Source organism: Anaeromassilibacillus sp. SJQ-1, assembly GCF_046693725.1.
GTDB lineage: Bacteria > Bacillota > Clostridia > Oscillospirales > Acutalibacteraceae > Anaeromassilibacillus.
In genome coordinates, this window is record NZ_JBKEIV010000012.1 from 1 (window position 1) to 14,402 (window position 14,402).

General features: G+C 55.5%; 22 protein-coding genes and 2 pseudogenes. 16 read left to right on the forward strand and 8 right to left on the reverse strand.

The features are described from left to right. Positions 1–108: 108 nt before the first annotated feature. The 3 genes and pseudogenes from ACGCCZ_RS04160 to ACGCCZ_RS04170 form a co-directional block, all read right to left on the reverse strand. Positions 109–183: a hypothetical protein gene (locus ACGCCZ_RS04160; RefSeq protein ID WP_411655381.1), complete on the reverse strand. Its 75-nt coding sequence runs from the start codon at positions 181–183 to the stop codon at positions 109–111. Positions 184–256: 73 nt separating this feature from the next. Next, positions 257–427, reverse strand: a pseudogene (locus ACGCCZ_RS04165) (TspO/MBR family protein); the annotation flags it as partial. Further along, entirely contained in the window at positions 400–576 is a 177-nt protein-coding gene (locus ACGCCZ_RS04170; protein WP_411655356.1) for a hypothetical protein, read from the reverse strand. The pseudogene ACGCCZ_RS04165 and the gene ACGCCZ_RS04170, both read right to left, overlap by 28 nt. Before the next feature lie 83 nt (positions 577–659). On the opposite strand from ACGCCZ_RS04170, the gene ACGCCZ_RS04175 reads away from it, so the two are divergent. The 11 genes from ACGCCZ_RS04175 (at position 660) to ACGCCZ_RS04225 (ending at position 6,760) form a co-directional block, all read left to right on the forward strand. Further along, positions 660–1,064 (forward strand): hypothetical protein, encoded by a 405-nt coding sequence (locus ACGCCZ_RS04175; protein WP_411655357.1) that lies wholly within the window; start codon positions 660–662, stop codon positions 1,062–1,064. Between the two features lie 23 nt (positions 1,065–1,087). Beyond that, a complete protein-coding gene (locus ACGCCZ_RS04180) occupies positions 1,088–2,077 on the forward strand; it encodes an N-acetylmuramoyl-L-alanine amidase (protein WP_411655358.1) in 990 nt (329 codons plus the stop codon). A 14-nt stretch (positions 2,078–2,091) separates the two neighbouring features. Then, positions 2,092–2,379 carry a hypothetical protein gene (locus ACGCCZ_RS04185; protein ID WP_054323311.1) on the forward strand — a complete coding sequence of 96 codons (288 nt, stop codon included), beginning with the start codon at positions 2,092–2,094 and terminating at the stop codon, positions 2,377–2,379. Positions 2,380–2,393: 14 nt separating this feature from the next. Further along, positions 2,394–2,687: a hypothetical protein gene (locus ACGCCZ_RS04190; protein ID WP_054323310.1), complete on the forward strand. Its 294-nt coding sequence runs from the start codon at positions 2,394–2,396 to the stop codon at positions 2,685–2,687. Between the two features lie 22 nt (positions 2,688–2,709). Continuing rightward, a complete protein-coding gene (locus tag ACGCCZ_RS04195; protein WP_411655359.1) occupies positions 2,710–3,096 on the forward strand; it encodes a hypothetical protein in 387 nt (128 codons plus the stop codon). Continuing rightward, positions 3,050–4,501: a glycoside hydrolase family 2 protein gene (locus ACGCCZ_RS04200; RefSeq protein WP_411655360.1), complete on the forward strand. Its 1,452-nt coding sequence runs from the start codon at positions 3,050–3,052 to the stop codon at positions 4,499–4,501. The genes ACGCCZ_RS04195 and ACGCCZ_RS04200 overlap by 47 nt, the downstream gene beginning before the upstream one ends. Next, positions 4,498–5,061, forward strand: coding sequence for a hypothetical protein (locus ACGCCZ_RS04205; protein WP_411655361.1), 564 nt, complete (start codon positions 4,498–4,500; stop codon positions 5,059–5,061). Before ACGCCZ_RS04200 ends, ACGCCZ_RS04205 begins: the two co-directional genes overlap by 4 nt. A 114-nt stretch (positions 5,062–5,175) precedes the next feature. Beyond that, positions 5,176–5,610 carry a hypothetical protein gene (locus tag ACGCCZ_RS04210; RefSeq protein ID WP_411655362.1) on the forward strand — a complete coding sequence of 145 codons (435 nt, stop codon included), beginning with the start codon at positions 5,176–5,178 and terminating at the stop codon, positions 5,608–5,610. Between the two features lie 51 nt (positions 5,611–5,661). Continuing rightward, positions 5,662–6,099 (forward strand): hypothetical protein, encoded by a 438-nt coding sequence (locus ACGCCZ_RS04215; protein WP_411655363.1) that lies wholly within the window; start codon positions 5,662–5,664, stop codon positions 6,097–6,099. Between the two features lie 79 nt (positions 6,100–6,178). After that, positions 6,179–6,346, forward strand: coding sequence for a hypothetical protein (locus ACGCCZ_RS04220; protein ID WP_411655364.1), 168 nt, complete (start codon positions 6,179–6,181; stop codon positions 6,344–6,346). 216 nt (positions 6,347–6,562) lie between these two features. Continuing rightward, on the forward strand, positions 6,563–6,760 hold the full coding sequence (locus tag ACGCCZ_RS04225; protein WP_411655365.1) for a hypothetical protein: 198 nt from the start codon (positions 6,563–6,565) through the stop codon (positions 6,758–6,760). Between the two features lie 28 nt (positions 6,761–6,788). Here ACGCCZ_RS04225 and ACGCCZ_RS04230 read toward each other — a convergent pair whose 3' ends face one another. Together ACGCCZ_RS04230 and ACGCCZ_RS04235 are read right to left on the reverse strand one after the other, a co-directional pair. After that, positions 6,789–7,394 (reverse strand): DUF4261 domain-containing protein, encoded by a 606-nt coding sequence (locus ACGCCZ_RS04230; RefSeq protein ID WP_411655366.1) that lies wholly within the window; start codon positions 7,392–7,394, stop codon positions 6,789–6,791. After that, positions 7,391–7,561 carry a hypothetical protein gene (locus ACGCCZ_RS04235; RefSeq protein ID WP_411655367.1) on the reverse strand — a complete coding sequence of 57 codons (171 nt, stop codon included), beginning with the start codon at positions 7,559–7,561 and terminating at the stop codon, positions 7,391–7,393. The genes ACGCCZ_RS04230 and ACGCCZ_RS04235 overlap by 4 nt, the downstream gene beginning before the upstream one ends. A gap of 512 nt (positions 7,562–8,073) precedes the next feature. On the opposite strand from ACGCCZ_RS04235, the pseudogene ACGCCZ_RS04240 reads away from it, so the two are divergent. From ACGCCZ_RS04240 to ACGCCZ_RS04250, 3 genes and pseudogenes are all read left to right on the forward strand, one after another. Continuing rightward, positions 8,074–8,585: pseudogene (locus ACGCCZ_RS04240) on the forward strand (GNAT family N-acetyltransferase). Positions 8,586–8,965: 380 nt separating this feature from the next. Continuing rightward, entirely contained in the window at positions 8,966–9,229 is a 264-nt protein-coding gene (locus ACGCCZ_RS04245) for a hypothetical protein (RefSeq protein WP_411655368.1), read from the forward strand. 218 nt (positions 9,230–9,447) lie between these two features. Continuing rightward, positions 9,448–9,747: a hypothetical protein gene (locus tag ACGCCZ_RS04250; RefSeq protein ID WP_411655369.1), complete on the forward strand. Its 300-nt coding sequence runs from the start codon at positions 9,448–9,450 to the stop codon at positions 9,745–9,747. Between the two features lie 196 nt (positions 9,748–9,943). Here the strand turns inward: ACGCCZ_RS04250 and ACGCCZ_RS04255 are convergent, their stop codons facing one another. Next, positions 9,944–10,372, reverse strand: coding sequence for an RNHCP domain-containing protein (locus tag ACGCCZ_RS04255; protein ID WP_085532680.1), 429 nt, complete (start codon positions 10,370–10,372; stop codon positions 9,944–9,946). Positions 10,373–10,922: 550 nt separating this feature from the next. Here ACGCCZ_RS04255 and prfB point away from each other — a divergent pair. Next, positions 10,923–12,053, forward strand: coding sequence for a peptide chain release factor 2 (gene prfB / locus ACGCCZ_RS04260; protein WP_085532678.1), 1,131 nt, complete (start codon positions 10,923–10,925; stop codon positions 12,051–12,053). A gap of 821 nt (positions 12,054–12,874) precedes the next feature. Then, the gene (locus ACGCCZ_RS04265) at positions 12,875–13,246 is read left to right on the forward strand and encodes a hypothetical protein (protein WP_411655370.1); all 372 of its coding nucleotides are present in this window, start codon (positions 12,875–12,877) and stop codon (positions 13,244–13,246) included. A 157-nt stretch (positions 13,247–13,403) separates the two neighbouring features. Here the strand turns inward: ACGCCZ_RS04265 and ACGCCZ_RS04270 are convergent, their stop codons facing one another. Both ACGCCZ_RS04270 and ACGCCZ_RS04275 read right to left on the reverse strand, forming a co-directional pair. Further along, positions 13,404–13,886, reverse strand: a complete 483-nt coding sequence (locus ACGCCZ_RS04270) for an ATP-binding protein (RefSeq protein ID WP_411655382.1) — start codon at positions 13,884–13,886, stop codon at positions 13,404–13,406. Then, entirely contained in the window at positions 13,796–14,398 is a 603-nt protein-coding gene (locus ACGCCZ_RS04275) for a hypothetical protein (RefSeq protein WP_411655371.1), read from the reverse strand. Before ACGCCZ_RS04275 ends, ACGCCZ_RS04270 begins: the two co-directional genes overlap by 91 nt. Positions 14,399–14,402: the final 4 nt, after the last annotated feature.

Below are 14,402 nucleotides of genomic sequence, written 5' to 3' on the forward strand. Positions count from 1 at the left end.
AACCGATCGGGCTTTGCCAGGCGGTTGAATGAAATCCGGCTGGCCGGCGGAATGCCCTTTCCGAAAGCCTGCCAGTGCGGGCAGCCTTTTGAAAAGGGAAAACAGCCGTCAATTGAGCAAAGCGACCGCTAGGCTGAGATACCCCGCGAAGGTGACCCAGAGCAGATAAGGGATCTGGAACATTGCAGTAGGGGAAGGACACCTTTGCAAACGACACGATCATGGCGAGAATCAGCACCCACAGAAGAATCAGCCACACAAATGCAAACCAATAGGCTTGTAAGCAGAAAAACAGGATGGACCAGAAAAAGTTGACCGCCAGCTGAATACCATAGATTCGCAGTGCGGGCGTTTTATCCTTGGAGTCTGAAGCCGACACCAGATACGCGGAGATACCCATCAGTGTGAACAGGATGGTCCAGACCACACCGAAAAGCCATCCCGGCGGGGAAAGCGGCGGCTGGTTGAGTCGATCCGATAGAGTTCCATGGAATTCATGGTGGAAAGGGCGGATAGTCCGGCAACGCCCAGGCTGATGACCAGCTGAAGAATCAGCATTTTCCATCGGATTTTCATTGCATCAACTCCTTTAACGGTATTGTATGAAAAAAACGGTGGAATCATGTGTGGGACAACGACAGAAAAGGGAGGAGTCACCATTGGAGATGCAGGAAAAGAGGATTTTTTTGGAGCATTACCTCCGGGTGGACCGCAGGATCGACCGCTTGTGTGAGATCCAGTCCATTTGGCGCGCCTGTGCCATACGCATCCAGGGAATGACCGGCCAGGCGCTACGCCATTATCGCGCTATGGATGAGGAGATCAACCGACAGATTGACGAGCTGCTTGCGGTCAAACAGGAGGCCGTCGACGCCATCAAGACCGTGCCGGACAGACGGCTTCAGATAGTCTTGGGCAGGCGTTATCTGTTGGGAGAAACCTGGAAGGAGCTCGCTGCATATTTGCAGACCACGCAGCAAGAGGCCATCCAGTTACACGAACAGGGCACTCGCCCAGGTTCAGCTGTCAGAGGCGCAAAAACGCGCGGCCGTGCGCGATTTTAAAGAACTAAAGTTCGGATTTGGAGGTGAGGACTATTTTCGAAGAGAGCATTACACAGTATCAGGCGGAGATCGCCGCCCTGAATGTCCGTCTTGCGGCGTGCAGGGAGGAGGACCGCCGCACCATACAACTGCGCCAAATGCGCAGTGATCTATACATTCAGCTGCTTGCAGCACTGCGGGCGGCGAAACGTTATCAAACACAGGGAGGAACATGCATGACCATTCAACAGCATCCAAGCCCCAATCACGGAAGCCGGTACGGCTGGAAACCGGATCGGATTGTCAACCACATCACCGCGGGCAGCTCGGCAGCGGGCGCACTCGCTGTGCTCTGCGACCCTGCGCGGGAAGTATCGGCCCACTTTGTTGTGGACAAGGACGGCACCGTGTATCAGCTGGTGGCGCTTGACCGCGCCGCCTGGGCCAATGGGACCAGCACAACGCCGTCGGACAGCCGCTATTATGGCCGATCGACACTGGCAGCTGTCCGAAACCGCTGCACTAACGCCAATTATTACACCATCAGCATTGAACACGTCTGCGTGAGCGGCGGAGAACTCACTGCGGAACAGCTTGCAGCGAGCATTAAACTGCACCGCTACATCATTGCCGAGGTCCGTCGCCTCTACGGCGTCACCATTCCCGTGTCGCGGGAATATATTATAGGACACTGTGAAATCAATCCGGTGACTAAACCCAATTGCCCGGGCGCCCAATTCCCCTATGATGCGATCTTAGAGGGGTTACGGCAGGTGGAGATCAGGAGCGATACGAGCGGCACGGTTTCGATCAAACGGGGGGACTTTTACACCGCAAAGTTCAGTGGGACAAATGCAAACCAGCTCATTGTGACAGCGGGTACGGGCGACGTGGTGACCATCGTGCCGATCAATCGCGGCGCGGACAAGCTGGCGGCGATTGTGCCGATCGGCAAGCCCGGCGACGCCTCCGGTATCTACACCACTGTGCCCGGCGGGCGCCCCGTAAAACGGTTTGTCGCCCAAATTGTATAAGGAGGTGCACATACATGGAACAGGAAAACAATCTTGCCATCCAAGCGTTGGACAGCGCCCGGTCTGCACATCATCGTCTGGACCGCTTGGAGAATGACATCAAAGATATACACGATCTTGCCACCGCAATGGCCGCCACGCAACAGGAGGTCACCGGCGTACAAGCGGACATCCGAGAAATCAAGCAAAATGTCAGCGCTCTGACCAAACGGCCGGGAAAGTGGTGGGATAAGCTGGTGGGTGCAGCGATCGGCGCTGTGGCGGCAGGCCTTGTGGGGGCCTTTTTAACCCTACTTTTGTGAGAGGAGGTGTTTGTATGGATTTGGAGAGCTTTTGGAGCTGGGGCACACTTACAACGTTTGCGGGCGCAACCGCCTGTACGGGTCTGTTCACACAGATGCTTAAAAATATCGTAGGGAAGCTGCCAACACAATGGCTCAGCTACATCATCGCGGTGGTTCTGCTGGTGGTCACGACGGCTGCCACGGGTGGATGGGCTCAACCTTGGACCGTTTGGGCATTGGTGCCGCTGAATGCGGCTTTGGTCAGTTTGGCCAGCAACGGCGCCGTGGATGCAATGCGCTCGATGAAAAGACAAAAATCGCCCTGATGATCGATAAAGGAGGAACAAAATGATTCTTTTAAACGAGGATTGGACGTTTACTGCGACAGATGCGGATTGCGACATCGGTTATGCAGGGGAAAATGGGGTCCGCACGCTGTACATTCGGATGAACGGCTTAGAGTATGAAGGATGGAGCTTTTTTCTGGATGTACAGCGCAAGGAACAGAAGGATATTTGGGCGGTAGAACCCGAACCATTCAATGGGGACCTGCTGTTGCGGGTCCCCATTCAGCAGGCGTATCTTGTGGACGATGGAGCGGTCTATGTACAACTGCGCCGCCGCCCCGGATGGGCGGGTCAAAAAATCGGATCAACTGCTGCTTCGCGTCCGATGCAGCATCGGCCCGGTGGAGGCGGTTCCCTCGCCGCTTCCCTCGGAGTTTGCCGCGTATGAAGCCCGCATAGGGGCCATCCGCGACGCGGTAGAGGAAATGTTCGGCCGCAGCGCTGTGCCCTGTGAAATCGTGGACTTCAGCGGGGAATGGGATTTTTCAAAGGACTGTTCCGACTGGCAGACCGTCCGTGCCCCACACACCTGCAATGCGTCCGATGGGATGAGCGGCTCCATGTACCGCGGCAAAACCTATTACCGAAAAGCCCTCTTTGTCGGCCGGGAACAAGCAGCCATCGACTTTGTACTCGGATTCCATGCGGCCGGGCAGGCCAGCGAACTCTATGTCAATGGCCATCTGTGTTCTGTATATCCCGGCGGCTATACGCCCAATCTTGTGGACATCAGCCCGTACCTTTGCCAAGGAAACAACGAACTTTTGATCGTCTGCGACAACACTCCGTCCGAGGAGCGAATCCCCGTCTCTGCGGACTTCAATTTTAACAATGGGCTTCATGAGAAGGTCTTTCTCTGCCGCGTCGGACGGGCCTCCCTTGACCCGCAGGCGTACGGCGTCGATCGGATGCACGTGACCCCGGAGGAGGTCTCCCGGCAGGCCGCCGCCTTTACGGTTCATACAGCGGTCAACAACCGGTCCGGCTGTGCCATCCATGCGGCGGTCGCCGTAGCGGTGTACGACGCGCAGGGGAACGCTGTAGCCGGTGAAACCATCCCGGTGGAAGTCCAGGCCCACACAGTTCAGGATGTCTCCTACACGGGGCAAATCACCGAACCGCACCTTTGGGACGGCATTCAGGACCCCTACCGCTATACGGTCAAGGTTGCGCTTTTTGCGCCCGATCGGGTGGACGAACAGAGCGTATGCATTGGATTCCGCTTCTTCTCGATGGATGCACAGCAGGGGTTCCTGCTCAACGGCCGCCCCTATCCCCTCCGCGGGGTGGCGCTGCATCAGGATTATCCCGGCGCGATGTCCGCCATGACGGAGGAACAATTCGACGCCGACTACGCCGACCTTGCGGCGCTGGGATGCAATTTCGTGCGCCTCGCCCATTATCCACACGATGCCTATGCGTTCGAACGATGCGACGCGCTGGGGGTGATCGTACAGACGGAAATCCCGTGGGTCAATCACCTGGGGCCCGACGCCTCCGATGCATACTTCGACAGCATCGAGCAAAATCTGCGCAGTATGATTCGAAACTACTACAACCATCCGTCCATTGTATTCTGGGGCCTTTCCAATGAACTCAACGGTTCGCATTGGAGTTCCGGCGGCAGCCCGCAGGGCGGTTTTTCCGCAGAAAAGGCGGTCGCATGGAACAATGCATTTTACGCGATGGCGAAGGAACTGGTACCCCACCCGCTATGTGGGCTTTACCGGCCTATGGGCCGACCTTTGACGGTTCCAAGCCCGGAGACTGGCAGGCGGATTTCATCGCTATGAATGAATATAAAGGCTGGTATGGCGGCGTCTTTGAAGAGTTCGGGGCGGAGATGGATACCTACCGCGCTGGAACGCAAGTTCCTTGGGCGGTCGGCGAGTATGGCGCAGGCAACAATCCCCACACGCATTCGGACAACCCGATGCAGACCACACAGACCGGTTCCGGCGGTGCACGGCACGATGAGGAATACGCCAATCTGTTCCATGAAGCGTACCTGGAACAAATACAGGCGCGCCCCTGGCTGCTCTACACCGCCGTGTGGGCTCTGTACGACTTTGCATCGGATAACCGCAACGAGGGCGGCACTCCCCACCTCAACGACAAAAGGTCTGGTAACCCGCGACCGGCAGACCAAAAAGGACGTCTATTATCTCTATCAAGCTGCGTGGTCAGAGGCTCCTGTCTGCTACATCACCAGCCGCCGGTTCTCCCAGAGGGAGACGGATTCCATCCGGATGAAAGTCTATTCAAACTGCGAGACCCTCACCCTCTTTCGCAACGGGGAGGCGGTTCAGACCATGGATGTCCCCACCAGGTGCGGCTGTGTATGGGAGTTTGATGCGGTTGTATTCGAGGATGCATCCGAGGAGTACCGCGTGGAAGGCGTGCGGCGGCGAAGAAACGGTTTCCGATACCGTCACATTCTCCACCCGTGCAGTGCCGGAGAAGATCGGTGCCGGAATCCATCACGGCGGATGTCTCCCAATTGGAGCTTCTGGTGGGACAAGCGCAGGAAATCCATCTCTCGTACGTCCCCTGTACGGCGAATGCGGAGATGGACTATACAGCACAGCTCGACGGACTAGCAGGTACGGTATCCACTTCGGGAACAACGGTTACGGTGACCGCAACGGAGGAGGGGAATGGCACACTCACCTTCACGCTCGACCGGAACAACTGTGCGTTGCACATCCCGGTGACGGCGGAAAAGGAACCGGAGTACCTCTGCTATTTCGATTTTACCGCCGGTTCAAACGACAATCCGCAGGTGACCGACTCGGTTGGGAACGCGGTGTGTACCCTAGAGGGCTTTGCTGGGACACGTCCTCCGGATTTGTCGAGGGAGGGCTCAAGACCATCGACTCCGGCTCATCCGAAGAGTTGGTGACCATCCAGAGCTTTGATCTGGGCGACTGCCCGAAATGGGTTCCGAATGCACTTGGAGTATTCCGGATTTGCCAGCACATGGGATCGCTCGCGTTTTTTCCAAACGGTGGACGGGGAAGGGACCGTCACCCTGGACTGCTACTACAACAGTCCTACGGCTGCGCAACTGCGCATAGAGCGCGACAGCGACCACGGCGGCCTATACAACGATTACCAGTACATGCTCAACATGACCCATATGTCTATGGACATCACATGCAACGATGCTGCTACAGCACTATTTAACGGAACGGTGGTAAACGACAACGGCTCCATTGTGTTGAGCGAAGTATTGGTTGCGAAACAGGGCGGATCTGCAACCGATACGCCATTTGACATGCTGGCGCTCAAGCCATTTCAGGAGGTCCGGAAAGTTTACCTGATGAACCGTCCGGACAAGACCCGTTTGCTGCACGCGACCCTTTCGAAATTCTGGATCGAAAAGCTTTAAAAGGAAATTGTGGGAAGAAGAACCCTTGCAAAAACGCCTTTGGGACGGGCAGAGCTGCCTGTTCCAAAGGCGTTTTTATGTGCTGTACCGAAAGTGTGAAGAAGCACCCGCGAAATTCCGGAGAAAAGGCGAAACGGCCGCAGAGCTGGGGAAGGGCTTTCCCAGTGGATGCACGATGTACGGCAGGGGCCGTGCAGAAAGTGGTTCGCGCTGCAAGGGCACAGCCCGGGAAGCTGGAAAGCGGTGAGGCACGCATACCGGGCGCGCTTTCCAGCGCAGAGCGCGGCACGGCTCTTTGCACTTCCGGGAATTTCGGCGAGACGCGGCGTTTGCAGGAGTGGGAGTCCAGAAAAGGAATAAATCCATTCCTTAATGGAAAGTGTGAAGAAGCACCCGCGAAATTCCGGAGAAAAGGCGAAACGGCCGCAGAGCTGGGGAAGGGCTTTCCCAGTGGACGCACGATGTGCGACAGAGGCCGTGCCAGAAAGTGGTTCGCACTGCAAGGGCACATCCCGGGAAGCTGGAAAGCGGTGAGGCACGCATACCGGGCGCGCTTTCCAGCGCAGAGCGCGGTACTACTCTTTGCACTTCCGGGAATTTCCGGCGAGACGCGGCATTTGCAGGAGTGGGGACTTTCCCGCCGGAGAGCGAAACAATTTGAATCCTGCGTGAGAACTTCCCTGAACCCCTTAATGGGAACTGTAATCCTCTGGATAGCCAATTTTCAATGTCATACCGTCCATCACGGCGCTCTCGCTGCGGATGATCGGCAACTTCTGCTCTTCCGAAAAGCCGATCGTTTCGCCTTCGTTTAGGCGGACATCCTCGGAAAGTACATAGTACGCCAGGTCGAAGAGATAATCCCGCAGGTCACTGGGGCGCGCTTGGGTATTCAACACCTCCATCTCGTCCTTGCCAAAGGGTTTCAATCCATAGGTGTAGGCACTGGTACCCGCGTCGGTCGTGTAAAGTCCAAAATAAACCCAGTTGTAAATCGGAAGTTCCCCTTGCCGGATGGCTTGTGAGGCGGCAAGATAATACTTTGGTTCAAAGACGGTTCCACAAGCATAGACCCCCAGGGCGTTGTCCTGCTTACAACAGGCCGCAACAATTTTAACCCAAAGGGTCCCAATCTCCAAAGCCTTGTGACCACCGCCCAACACCGCCACCAAGAGGTGAGCACGGTGCTTCTTCGTCGTCTCTACCGCATCGGGCCACAGATAGTTGGTCGCTGCATTGTGTTCTGCCTCGCCGCCAGGCACCGGTGTGGTCATTAGGCCGATTACTACGGTCATACCATCCACATCAAAGACCAGGTTGCCTCGTGAACGATCGCAAGCATCGTCGGAAAATGCGATCCCCAGTCCTCAGCGAGATTTGTCCGGCACTTTTCTACATCCCAAGTGGCACTACTCAACAGTACAAATGCCGCAAATGGGCCGATTTGCTGTTCATTTTCCATTCCATTTTCCCTCCAAATTGCCGTCCGGTAAAACAGGCGCACGGCGCCGTGCCTGTTGGCGTTCGCACAGCGAGAATCGTCCCCTTACCTGTACCGGTCCTTCCCAATGGAACGATCGATCGTGGAACGGCGGCTTTCCTAATCCGCGCGCCCTGCGGCGCCTCGTCCCGATGGACGCCTGCCCCACAGCGTTTTTTCCCGACAGACTTTTTCATCAGCATACCACAGGTTGCAAGAAAAGTCACGAAAACGCATGAAATCGTTCACTTTTTGGGTGCTGTAGGGGGCAAAATATCCTGGCAAAGCCAATTTAAAGGACCTCAAAGGATACGCTACCTTGTAAATAGGGTCAGGCTGTGATAGCATAGTCCCATTGGCTCCTACCTATAGAGGCAGAGGGCAGGAAAATCGAAAGGGACATGCTTGACGTTGGTTCGGATGTCTGTATATGGGGGAAACGTTGTTCGTCTATACAGAATACAGAGCATGAGTACGGAAAAGGAGAATAGCCCATGGCATGGATTCGACAGGAGACAAAAGAGGATTACGAAATCGTTTATGCCCTTGTGAAACAAGCGTTTGCGCAGGCGGAACATTGTGACGGAAATGAACAGGATTTGGTTGCCGCCCTGCGCAAGAGCCGAGCGTTTGTGCCAGAACTCTCTTTGGTAGCGGAGAGGGACGGCGAAATCGCCGGCCATATTCTATTTACAGAGGCGATGGTCGGCTTTGAGACGGTACTCGCGCTGGCCCCGCTCTCCGTTCTGCCCGCTTCCAACGACAGGGGATTGGAACTGCCTTGGTCCTGGAAGGGCACCGGATCGCCAGAAAACTGGGGTACTCGTATTCACTGGTGTTGGGAAGTGAAACGTATTATCCGCGTTTGGGCTATACTCCAGCCAATTCGTTCGGTGTGGAAGTCCCAAACGGGATGCCCCCGGCAAATTTTTTGGCAGTTAAGTTGCGCGAGGACGCTCCAGTGCTCCATGGAGCCGTAGTCTATGCGAAAGAATTCGGGCTTTGAGCGCCATCGGGCGGACTGCGGCGCGTCATTTGGGAAGGGCCGGGGGAAGCCCGGCTTTCGGGACGCTACAAGCGGCGGGCCTTGCGGGTGTTTCAAGTGGTTTTTCAAGTGATTTCGAGGGATTGCATCGCTCAATCCAATGCGAAGGAATTGGGCTTTGAGCGCCATCGGGCGGAGCTGCGGCGCGTCAATTGAGAAGGGCCGGGGGAAGCCCGGCCTTTGGGACGCTGCAAGTGGCGGGCCTTGCGGGTGTTTCAAGTGGTTTTCAAGTGATTTCGAGGGATTGTATCTCTCAATCCAATGCGAAGGAATTCGAGCTTTGAGCGCCATCGGGCGGACTGCGGTGCGTCAATTGAGAAGGGCCGGGGGAAGCCCGGCCTTTGGGACACTGCAAGTGGCGGGCCTTGCGGGTGTTTCAAGTGGTTTTTCAAGTGATTTCGAGGGATTGCATCGCTCAATCCAATGCGAAGGAATTGGGCTTTGAGCGCCATCGGGCGGACTGCGGCGCGTCAATTGAGAAGGGCCGGGGAAGCCCGGCCTTTGGGACGCTGCAAGTGGCGGGCCTTGCGGGTGTTTCAAGTGGTTTTCAAGTGATTTCGAGGGATTGTATCTCTCAATCCAATGCGAAGGAATTCGAGCTTTGAGCGCCATCGGGCGGACTGCGGTGCGTCAATTGAGAAGGGCCGGGGGAAGCCCGGCCTTTGGGACGCTGCAAGTGGCGGGCCTTGCGGGTGTTTCAAGTGGTTTTCAAGTGATTTCGAGGGATTGTATCTCTCAATCCAATGCGAAGGGATTCGGGCTTTGAGCGCCATCGGGTGGACTGTGGTGCGTTATTTGGGAAGGGCCGGGGGAAGCCCGGCTTTTGGGACGTTACGAACGGCGGGCCTTGCGGGGTGTTTCAAGTGATTTTAAAGTGATTTCGAGGGACTGCATCGCTCAATCCAATGCGAAGGGATTGGGCTTTGAGCGCCATCGGGCGGACTGCGGTGCGTCAATTGAGAAGGGCCGGGGGAAGCCCGGCTTTTGGGACGCTGCAAGCGGCGGGCCTTGCGGGACGTTAAAAACGAATAAAAGCGCTTTTGTTAGATTTTTAAAAGACAGACTGCGATGTAAAAACCGGGCGGTCCCCTATGTGGAAACCGCCCGGCTGGTTATTGTTTGATGAAAGACTTTTAAATGGGTTTGATAGGAAAACGAAAGCTGCAACCCGCAAACAGCAACACCCCAAGAAGAGAGGCTACCCGAACGTCTAACGTGTTGTACAGCAGCAACCCCGCGGGGACAAGGGGTTTCGCTCCCTCAACCGGCCGCATTGCCGCCGGAAGTCCTCCGGCAGCCCGGCAAGCATAGAACGTTGTTCAAAAGCCCATGGTTCCGCTTCCCGCCATGAGTTCGGTCATTTCCTCGATACGTTCCAATGGGAACGGCGGGGCGCACAGGGGTTTCATGGCGATGGACATCAGTTTCATCGGGTTGTCGTCTGCGGCTACACGGTTGGAACTGAGCTTTCCACAGCGGCGGCAACGATGGATAATGGCCCATTCGCCATTCTTCCGGACCCACACCGCTACCGGTTCCATGATGCTTCCACAGTCAGAGGCGCGGTCCCCCGGCTCTGTGTCCACGTGGAGGCTCGATAGGCAATTGGGACAGTGATTGCGGTGGTCGGTGCCGGCTCCCGCAGAGACAACCAGGCGGCCACAGTTTTTACAAGTGAAACTATCCGTACATGCATGTGTCTTATAATATCCTTTTTCGTACTTTTTCTTTTTGTTTTCACGGTTCATAGTGAGTTATATCTCCTTACACAATTTAGAATCAGTTGTATTCAATCTGTGTCAGGACAATAAAAAAGATAACTCCCGAGAAGATGAGTTATCTGAATCGTTCTCATATACGGATTTTGTTGGGGCGTCTTGCCTTATAAAAAGACAATCGTATACCAGGATACGGGCCTTCACACACAACTCCCAAGAGAGAAAGCCAGCCAAACAACAGCCTGGGCAACAAGCCAGCCAGAACAACCATCCGCAAAATAAGCACAACAAAAAACACATCGTTTCCCGATGAAAACAAATTTTTTATTGTCCTGTTACTTGCAGATAGCCGACATCCAGCCGCACCCCCTTGTTTCATTTCCTACAGAATAACACATGAAACGAAAAAAGTAAAGACCCTTGATGCATTTAGGCTGTGGTGTGCAGAAATTGCCAATCCGAGCAGCCGGTTTCTCGCCCGCGGCCCCCTTTACAAATTTCGGAAAATCCGATATAATTATCCAGTTAGACGGTAAACGCCGGTTTACTATGGATGAAATCAATGTTTAAGGATGGTAGTATGCTGCAATTTGATGAGTTAAGGCTGGAACTGGAAGGGCTGCGCCCGGAAATCGACGACTTGGCCGAGGCGCTGGGCCTGGAACGCATGCGCAATGAGATTGCGGAACTGGACACCAAGGCTTCAATGCCGGGATTCTGGGACGATACGCAGAATTCCCAAAAGATTTTACAACGCTCCAGCTCGCTGAAGGATAAGATTGCGGCGTATGAGAAATTGACCGCCGCTTATGACGACACGATGGCTCTGATCGAGCTCGGCAACGAGGAGGGGGATGAATCCCTGCTGCCCGAGGCCAAGGATGAATTGAAGAAAATCCGCGAAAGCTTGGAGACGCAGCGCCTTTCTACGCTGCTCAACGGCGAGTATGACAACAAGAACGCCATCCTCACCTTCCACGCGGGCGCAGGCGGAACCGAAGCGCAGGACTGGGCGGAAATGCTCTACCGCATGTACTGCCGCTGGGGAGAGCGCCACAACTTTAAGGTCAGTACCCTGGACTATCTGGACGGCGAAGAGGCGGGCCTCAAAAGCGCCAGCATCCTCATCGAAGGCGAAAACGCCTATGGTTTCCTGAAAAGCGAGGGCGGGGTACACCGCTTGGTGCGCGTGTCTCCGTTCGATGCCTCCGGACGGCGCCATACTTCGTTCGCTTCCCTGGAAGTCATGCCCGAAATCGACGACACCATCGAAATCGAGATCGACCCGGCGGACATCAAGATGGACGTATACCGCGCGAGCGGCGCGGGCGGCCAGAAGGTCAACAAGACGTCCTCTGCGGTGCGCTTGACGCACATCCCGACCGGCATTGTGGTCTCCTGCCAGGTGGAGCGCAGCCAGTATCAGAACCGCGACGTCGCTATGCGCATGTTGAAGTCCAAGCTGTTGGAAATCAAAGAGCGCGAAAATTTGGAGCGCATCGAGGACATCAAGGGCGTGCAGAAAGAGATCGCATGGGGTTCTCAGATCCGCTCGTATGTCTTTATGCCGTACACGCTGGTCAAGGATCACCGCACCGGCTTTGAATCCGGCAATATCAACGCGGTGATGGACGGCGACCTCGACGGCTTTATCAATGCATACCTAAAAGCCCAAAGCCTCGGCACACTGGGCGACTACGGCGAGGCATAACGGTTTCCTGGGAAATGCCGGTAAGGCCCGGCATGTTGGTGAAAGGAACGTTCTTGCATCCACGGGTTTCTTTATATGAAAAATATGGGAACGCAAATGGAAGCAGAAGAGCCTGCGGAAGCGAGCGATGGAAAGTTTTGTAGACGCATGGAATGGACTTTGGGTTCCATGTGAAGAGAGACGGACGGCGTTATGGACAGCGGTTGTCGTGGCGATTGGGAAACTCCGGCCGCTCAGGGAAATCCTGGCTTATTGGAAAATCGCCCGCTTTGGGGGCATTGTATTACGAAAACTTGTAGGGGCACTAACAACCCGCCCAGGGAAGATTGATTTTCGTCCCATACAGGTTTCTCCGCTCTCAACGTATCTTTTAGGGCATTGTATTAAGAGAATAAAGAGGATGGTTGCAGGCTGTCCCTAAAATGTTTCTTATCTCACCGCTCTTTCAGGGCGGCCTCTTTTCGGAATGGGCTACAAGGATCGTTGTGTCCGATGGCGCAAATCGGAACGGCGTGTAAAAATTATCCTAATAAAAAGCACGGCTCTACAGCGGGGAATTCCTGCTGGACCGTGCTTTCGTTTTTTCACTGTCTGCGGGGCGGCCTTCGGCCGGGCGCAGGGGTTGGCTTGGTGTAGCGAGGCAAACCTGGCAAGCTTTGATCTGTTTCAGGGAAATCCGATCGTGCTTTCGTTTTTTCACTGTCTGCGGTGCGGCCTCCAGCCGGGCGCAAGGATTGGCTTGATACGGAGAGACAATCTTGGCCAAACTTTGATCTGTTTCAGGGAAATGCGATCGTGCTTTTGTTTTTTCGCTGTCTGCGGTGCGGCTTTCGTCTGGGCGCAAGGCTTGGCTTGATGCGGCGAGGCAAACCTGGCAAAACTTTGATCTGTTTCAGGGAAATCCGATCGTGCTTTCGTTTTTTTCGCTGTCTGCGGTGCGGCCTTCTACCGGGCGCAAGGCTTGGTGTGGCAAGGCAAACCTGGCAAGCTTTGATCTGTTTCAGGGAAATCCGATTGTGCTTTTGCTTTTTCGCTGTCTGCGGGGCGGCCTTCTACCGGGCGCAAGGCTTGGTGTGGCAAGGCAAACCTGGCAAAACTTTGATCTGTTTCAGGGAAATCCGACGGTGCTTTCGTTTTTTTGCCATCTGCGGGGCGGCCTTCGGCTGGGCGCAGGGGTTGGTCCGGCTAAGTAGCGTATTTTCCCTGATGGCCGTTCCCAAACTTGCCCATTTCTCTTGTTTATGATGCGGTCGGAAAGGTCCGGTTTGTTTCGCTTTTCCTTTTCCGATCATACGGAAATGCACTTTCCCATTTAACAAAATAGCTTTTCTTGCCTTTAAGCGGCCGGCCTTAGCCCTGGTCCGCGGCGCGGCGCATCCGCTTTTGCAGGCGGACGTCCCGCCCACAGAACGGCAGACGCACATAACCGCCCAGAATGCGCGAGGCAAAGCGCTCTGTGTAGCGCTCCTCGATCTCCTTCATCGTCAGGTTGGTACTGATGATCGTCGGACGCTGCGCCATCTGGCGCGTGTTGACAATGTTATAGATTTCTGCGACGGCAAACGCCGTGCGGAATTCTGTGCCGAGATCGTCCAAAATCAACAGGTCGCAGTCGAGCAGGAGGGAACCGGTGTCGGTTTCCTCCTCACGCCCAAAGTGTTCACGTTCCAGTTTCGAAACAATGTTGTTCACAGACCCGTAAACCACGCCAAATCCCTTCTCAATGGCCGCGTTTGCAATCGCTAGGGAAAGATGTGTTTTCCCAGTCCGGTGCCTCCCATCAGGATCAAGTTGGAACTGCGCAGGGAAAAATTCTGCGCGTAGGTCATGCAGATGTCCAACACCCGCGCCATCGCCCCGCGCTCGGAACGCCCGGAGGCATCCGCCTGCTCCGAATAGTCGTCCAGCGAGAAAGTCTCAAACGTCGAGAGGGAGAGGGGGGTGAGGGTGTTTAAACTCCGGTATGCTTCCGCGCGCAGGCGCTTTTTCAGACAGTCGCACATACGGCCGTCCACATAACCGGTATCCGAACACCGGGGACAGGCGTAGCGCGGCTCCAGGTAGTCCTTTGGAAGCCCTGCCTCCTGCAACAAGCCGTCCAGCTCGCGCTGTAGGGCCTGGTTGTGTTCTTTGAGGCGGTTCAAGTGCGCCTTCGCGTCCGCGCCATGCAGCACCGCGCGGGCGGCCGTGATCGCCGTTGTAGCGAGTTCCCGCTCGATCTGCTCCGCGCGTGGAAACGCGCTGTGCAGCTCCGTGCGGTGCGTTTCTGCCGTTTGCTCTGCGCGCGCCTTTTGCTCTGCCAGCGCCGCCGCCGCTGCCTGGTAGACCTCTCTGCTGTATCCCACTTCC

Coding starts and splice junctions, on each gene's coding strand:
- ACGCCZ_RS04255 (WP_085532680.1), bottom strand. CDS start 10,372: ATGAACCGTGAAAACAAAAAGAAAAAGTACGAAAAAGGATATTATAAG.
- ACGCCZ_RS04185 (WP_054323311.1), top strand. CDS start 2,092: ATGGAACAGGAAAACAATCTTGCCATCCAAGCGTTGGACAGCGCCCGG.
- prfB (WP_085532678.1), top strand. CDS start 10,923: ATGCTGCAATTTGATGAGTTAAGGCTGGAACTGGAAGGGCTGCGCCCG.
- ACGCCZ_RS04235 (WP_411655367.1), bottom strand. CDS start 7,561: ATGGAAAATGAACAGCAAATCGGCCCATTTGCGGCATTTGTACTGTTG.
- ACGCCZ_RS04230 (WP_411655366.1), bottom strand. CDS start 7,394: ATGACCGTAGTAATCGGCCTAATGACCACACCGGTGCCTGGCGGCGAG.
- ACGCCZ_RS04190 (WP_054323310.1), top strand. CDS start 2,394: ATGGATTTGGAGAGCTTTTGGAGCTGGGGCACACTTACAACGTTTGCG.
- ACGCCZ_RS04205 (WP_411655361.1), top strand. CDS start 4,498: ATGAATGAATATAAAGGCTGGTATGGCGGCGTCTTTGAAGAGTTCGGG.
- ACGCCZ_RS04195 (WP_411655359.1), top strand. CDS start 2,710: ATGATTCTTTTAAACGAGGATTGGACGTTTACTGCGACAGATGCGGAT.
- ACGCCZ_RS04170 (WP_411655356.1), bottom strand. CDS start 576: ATGAAAATCCGATGGAAAATGCTGATTCTTCAGCTGGTCATCAGCCTG.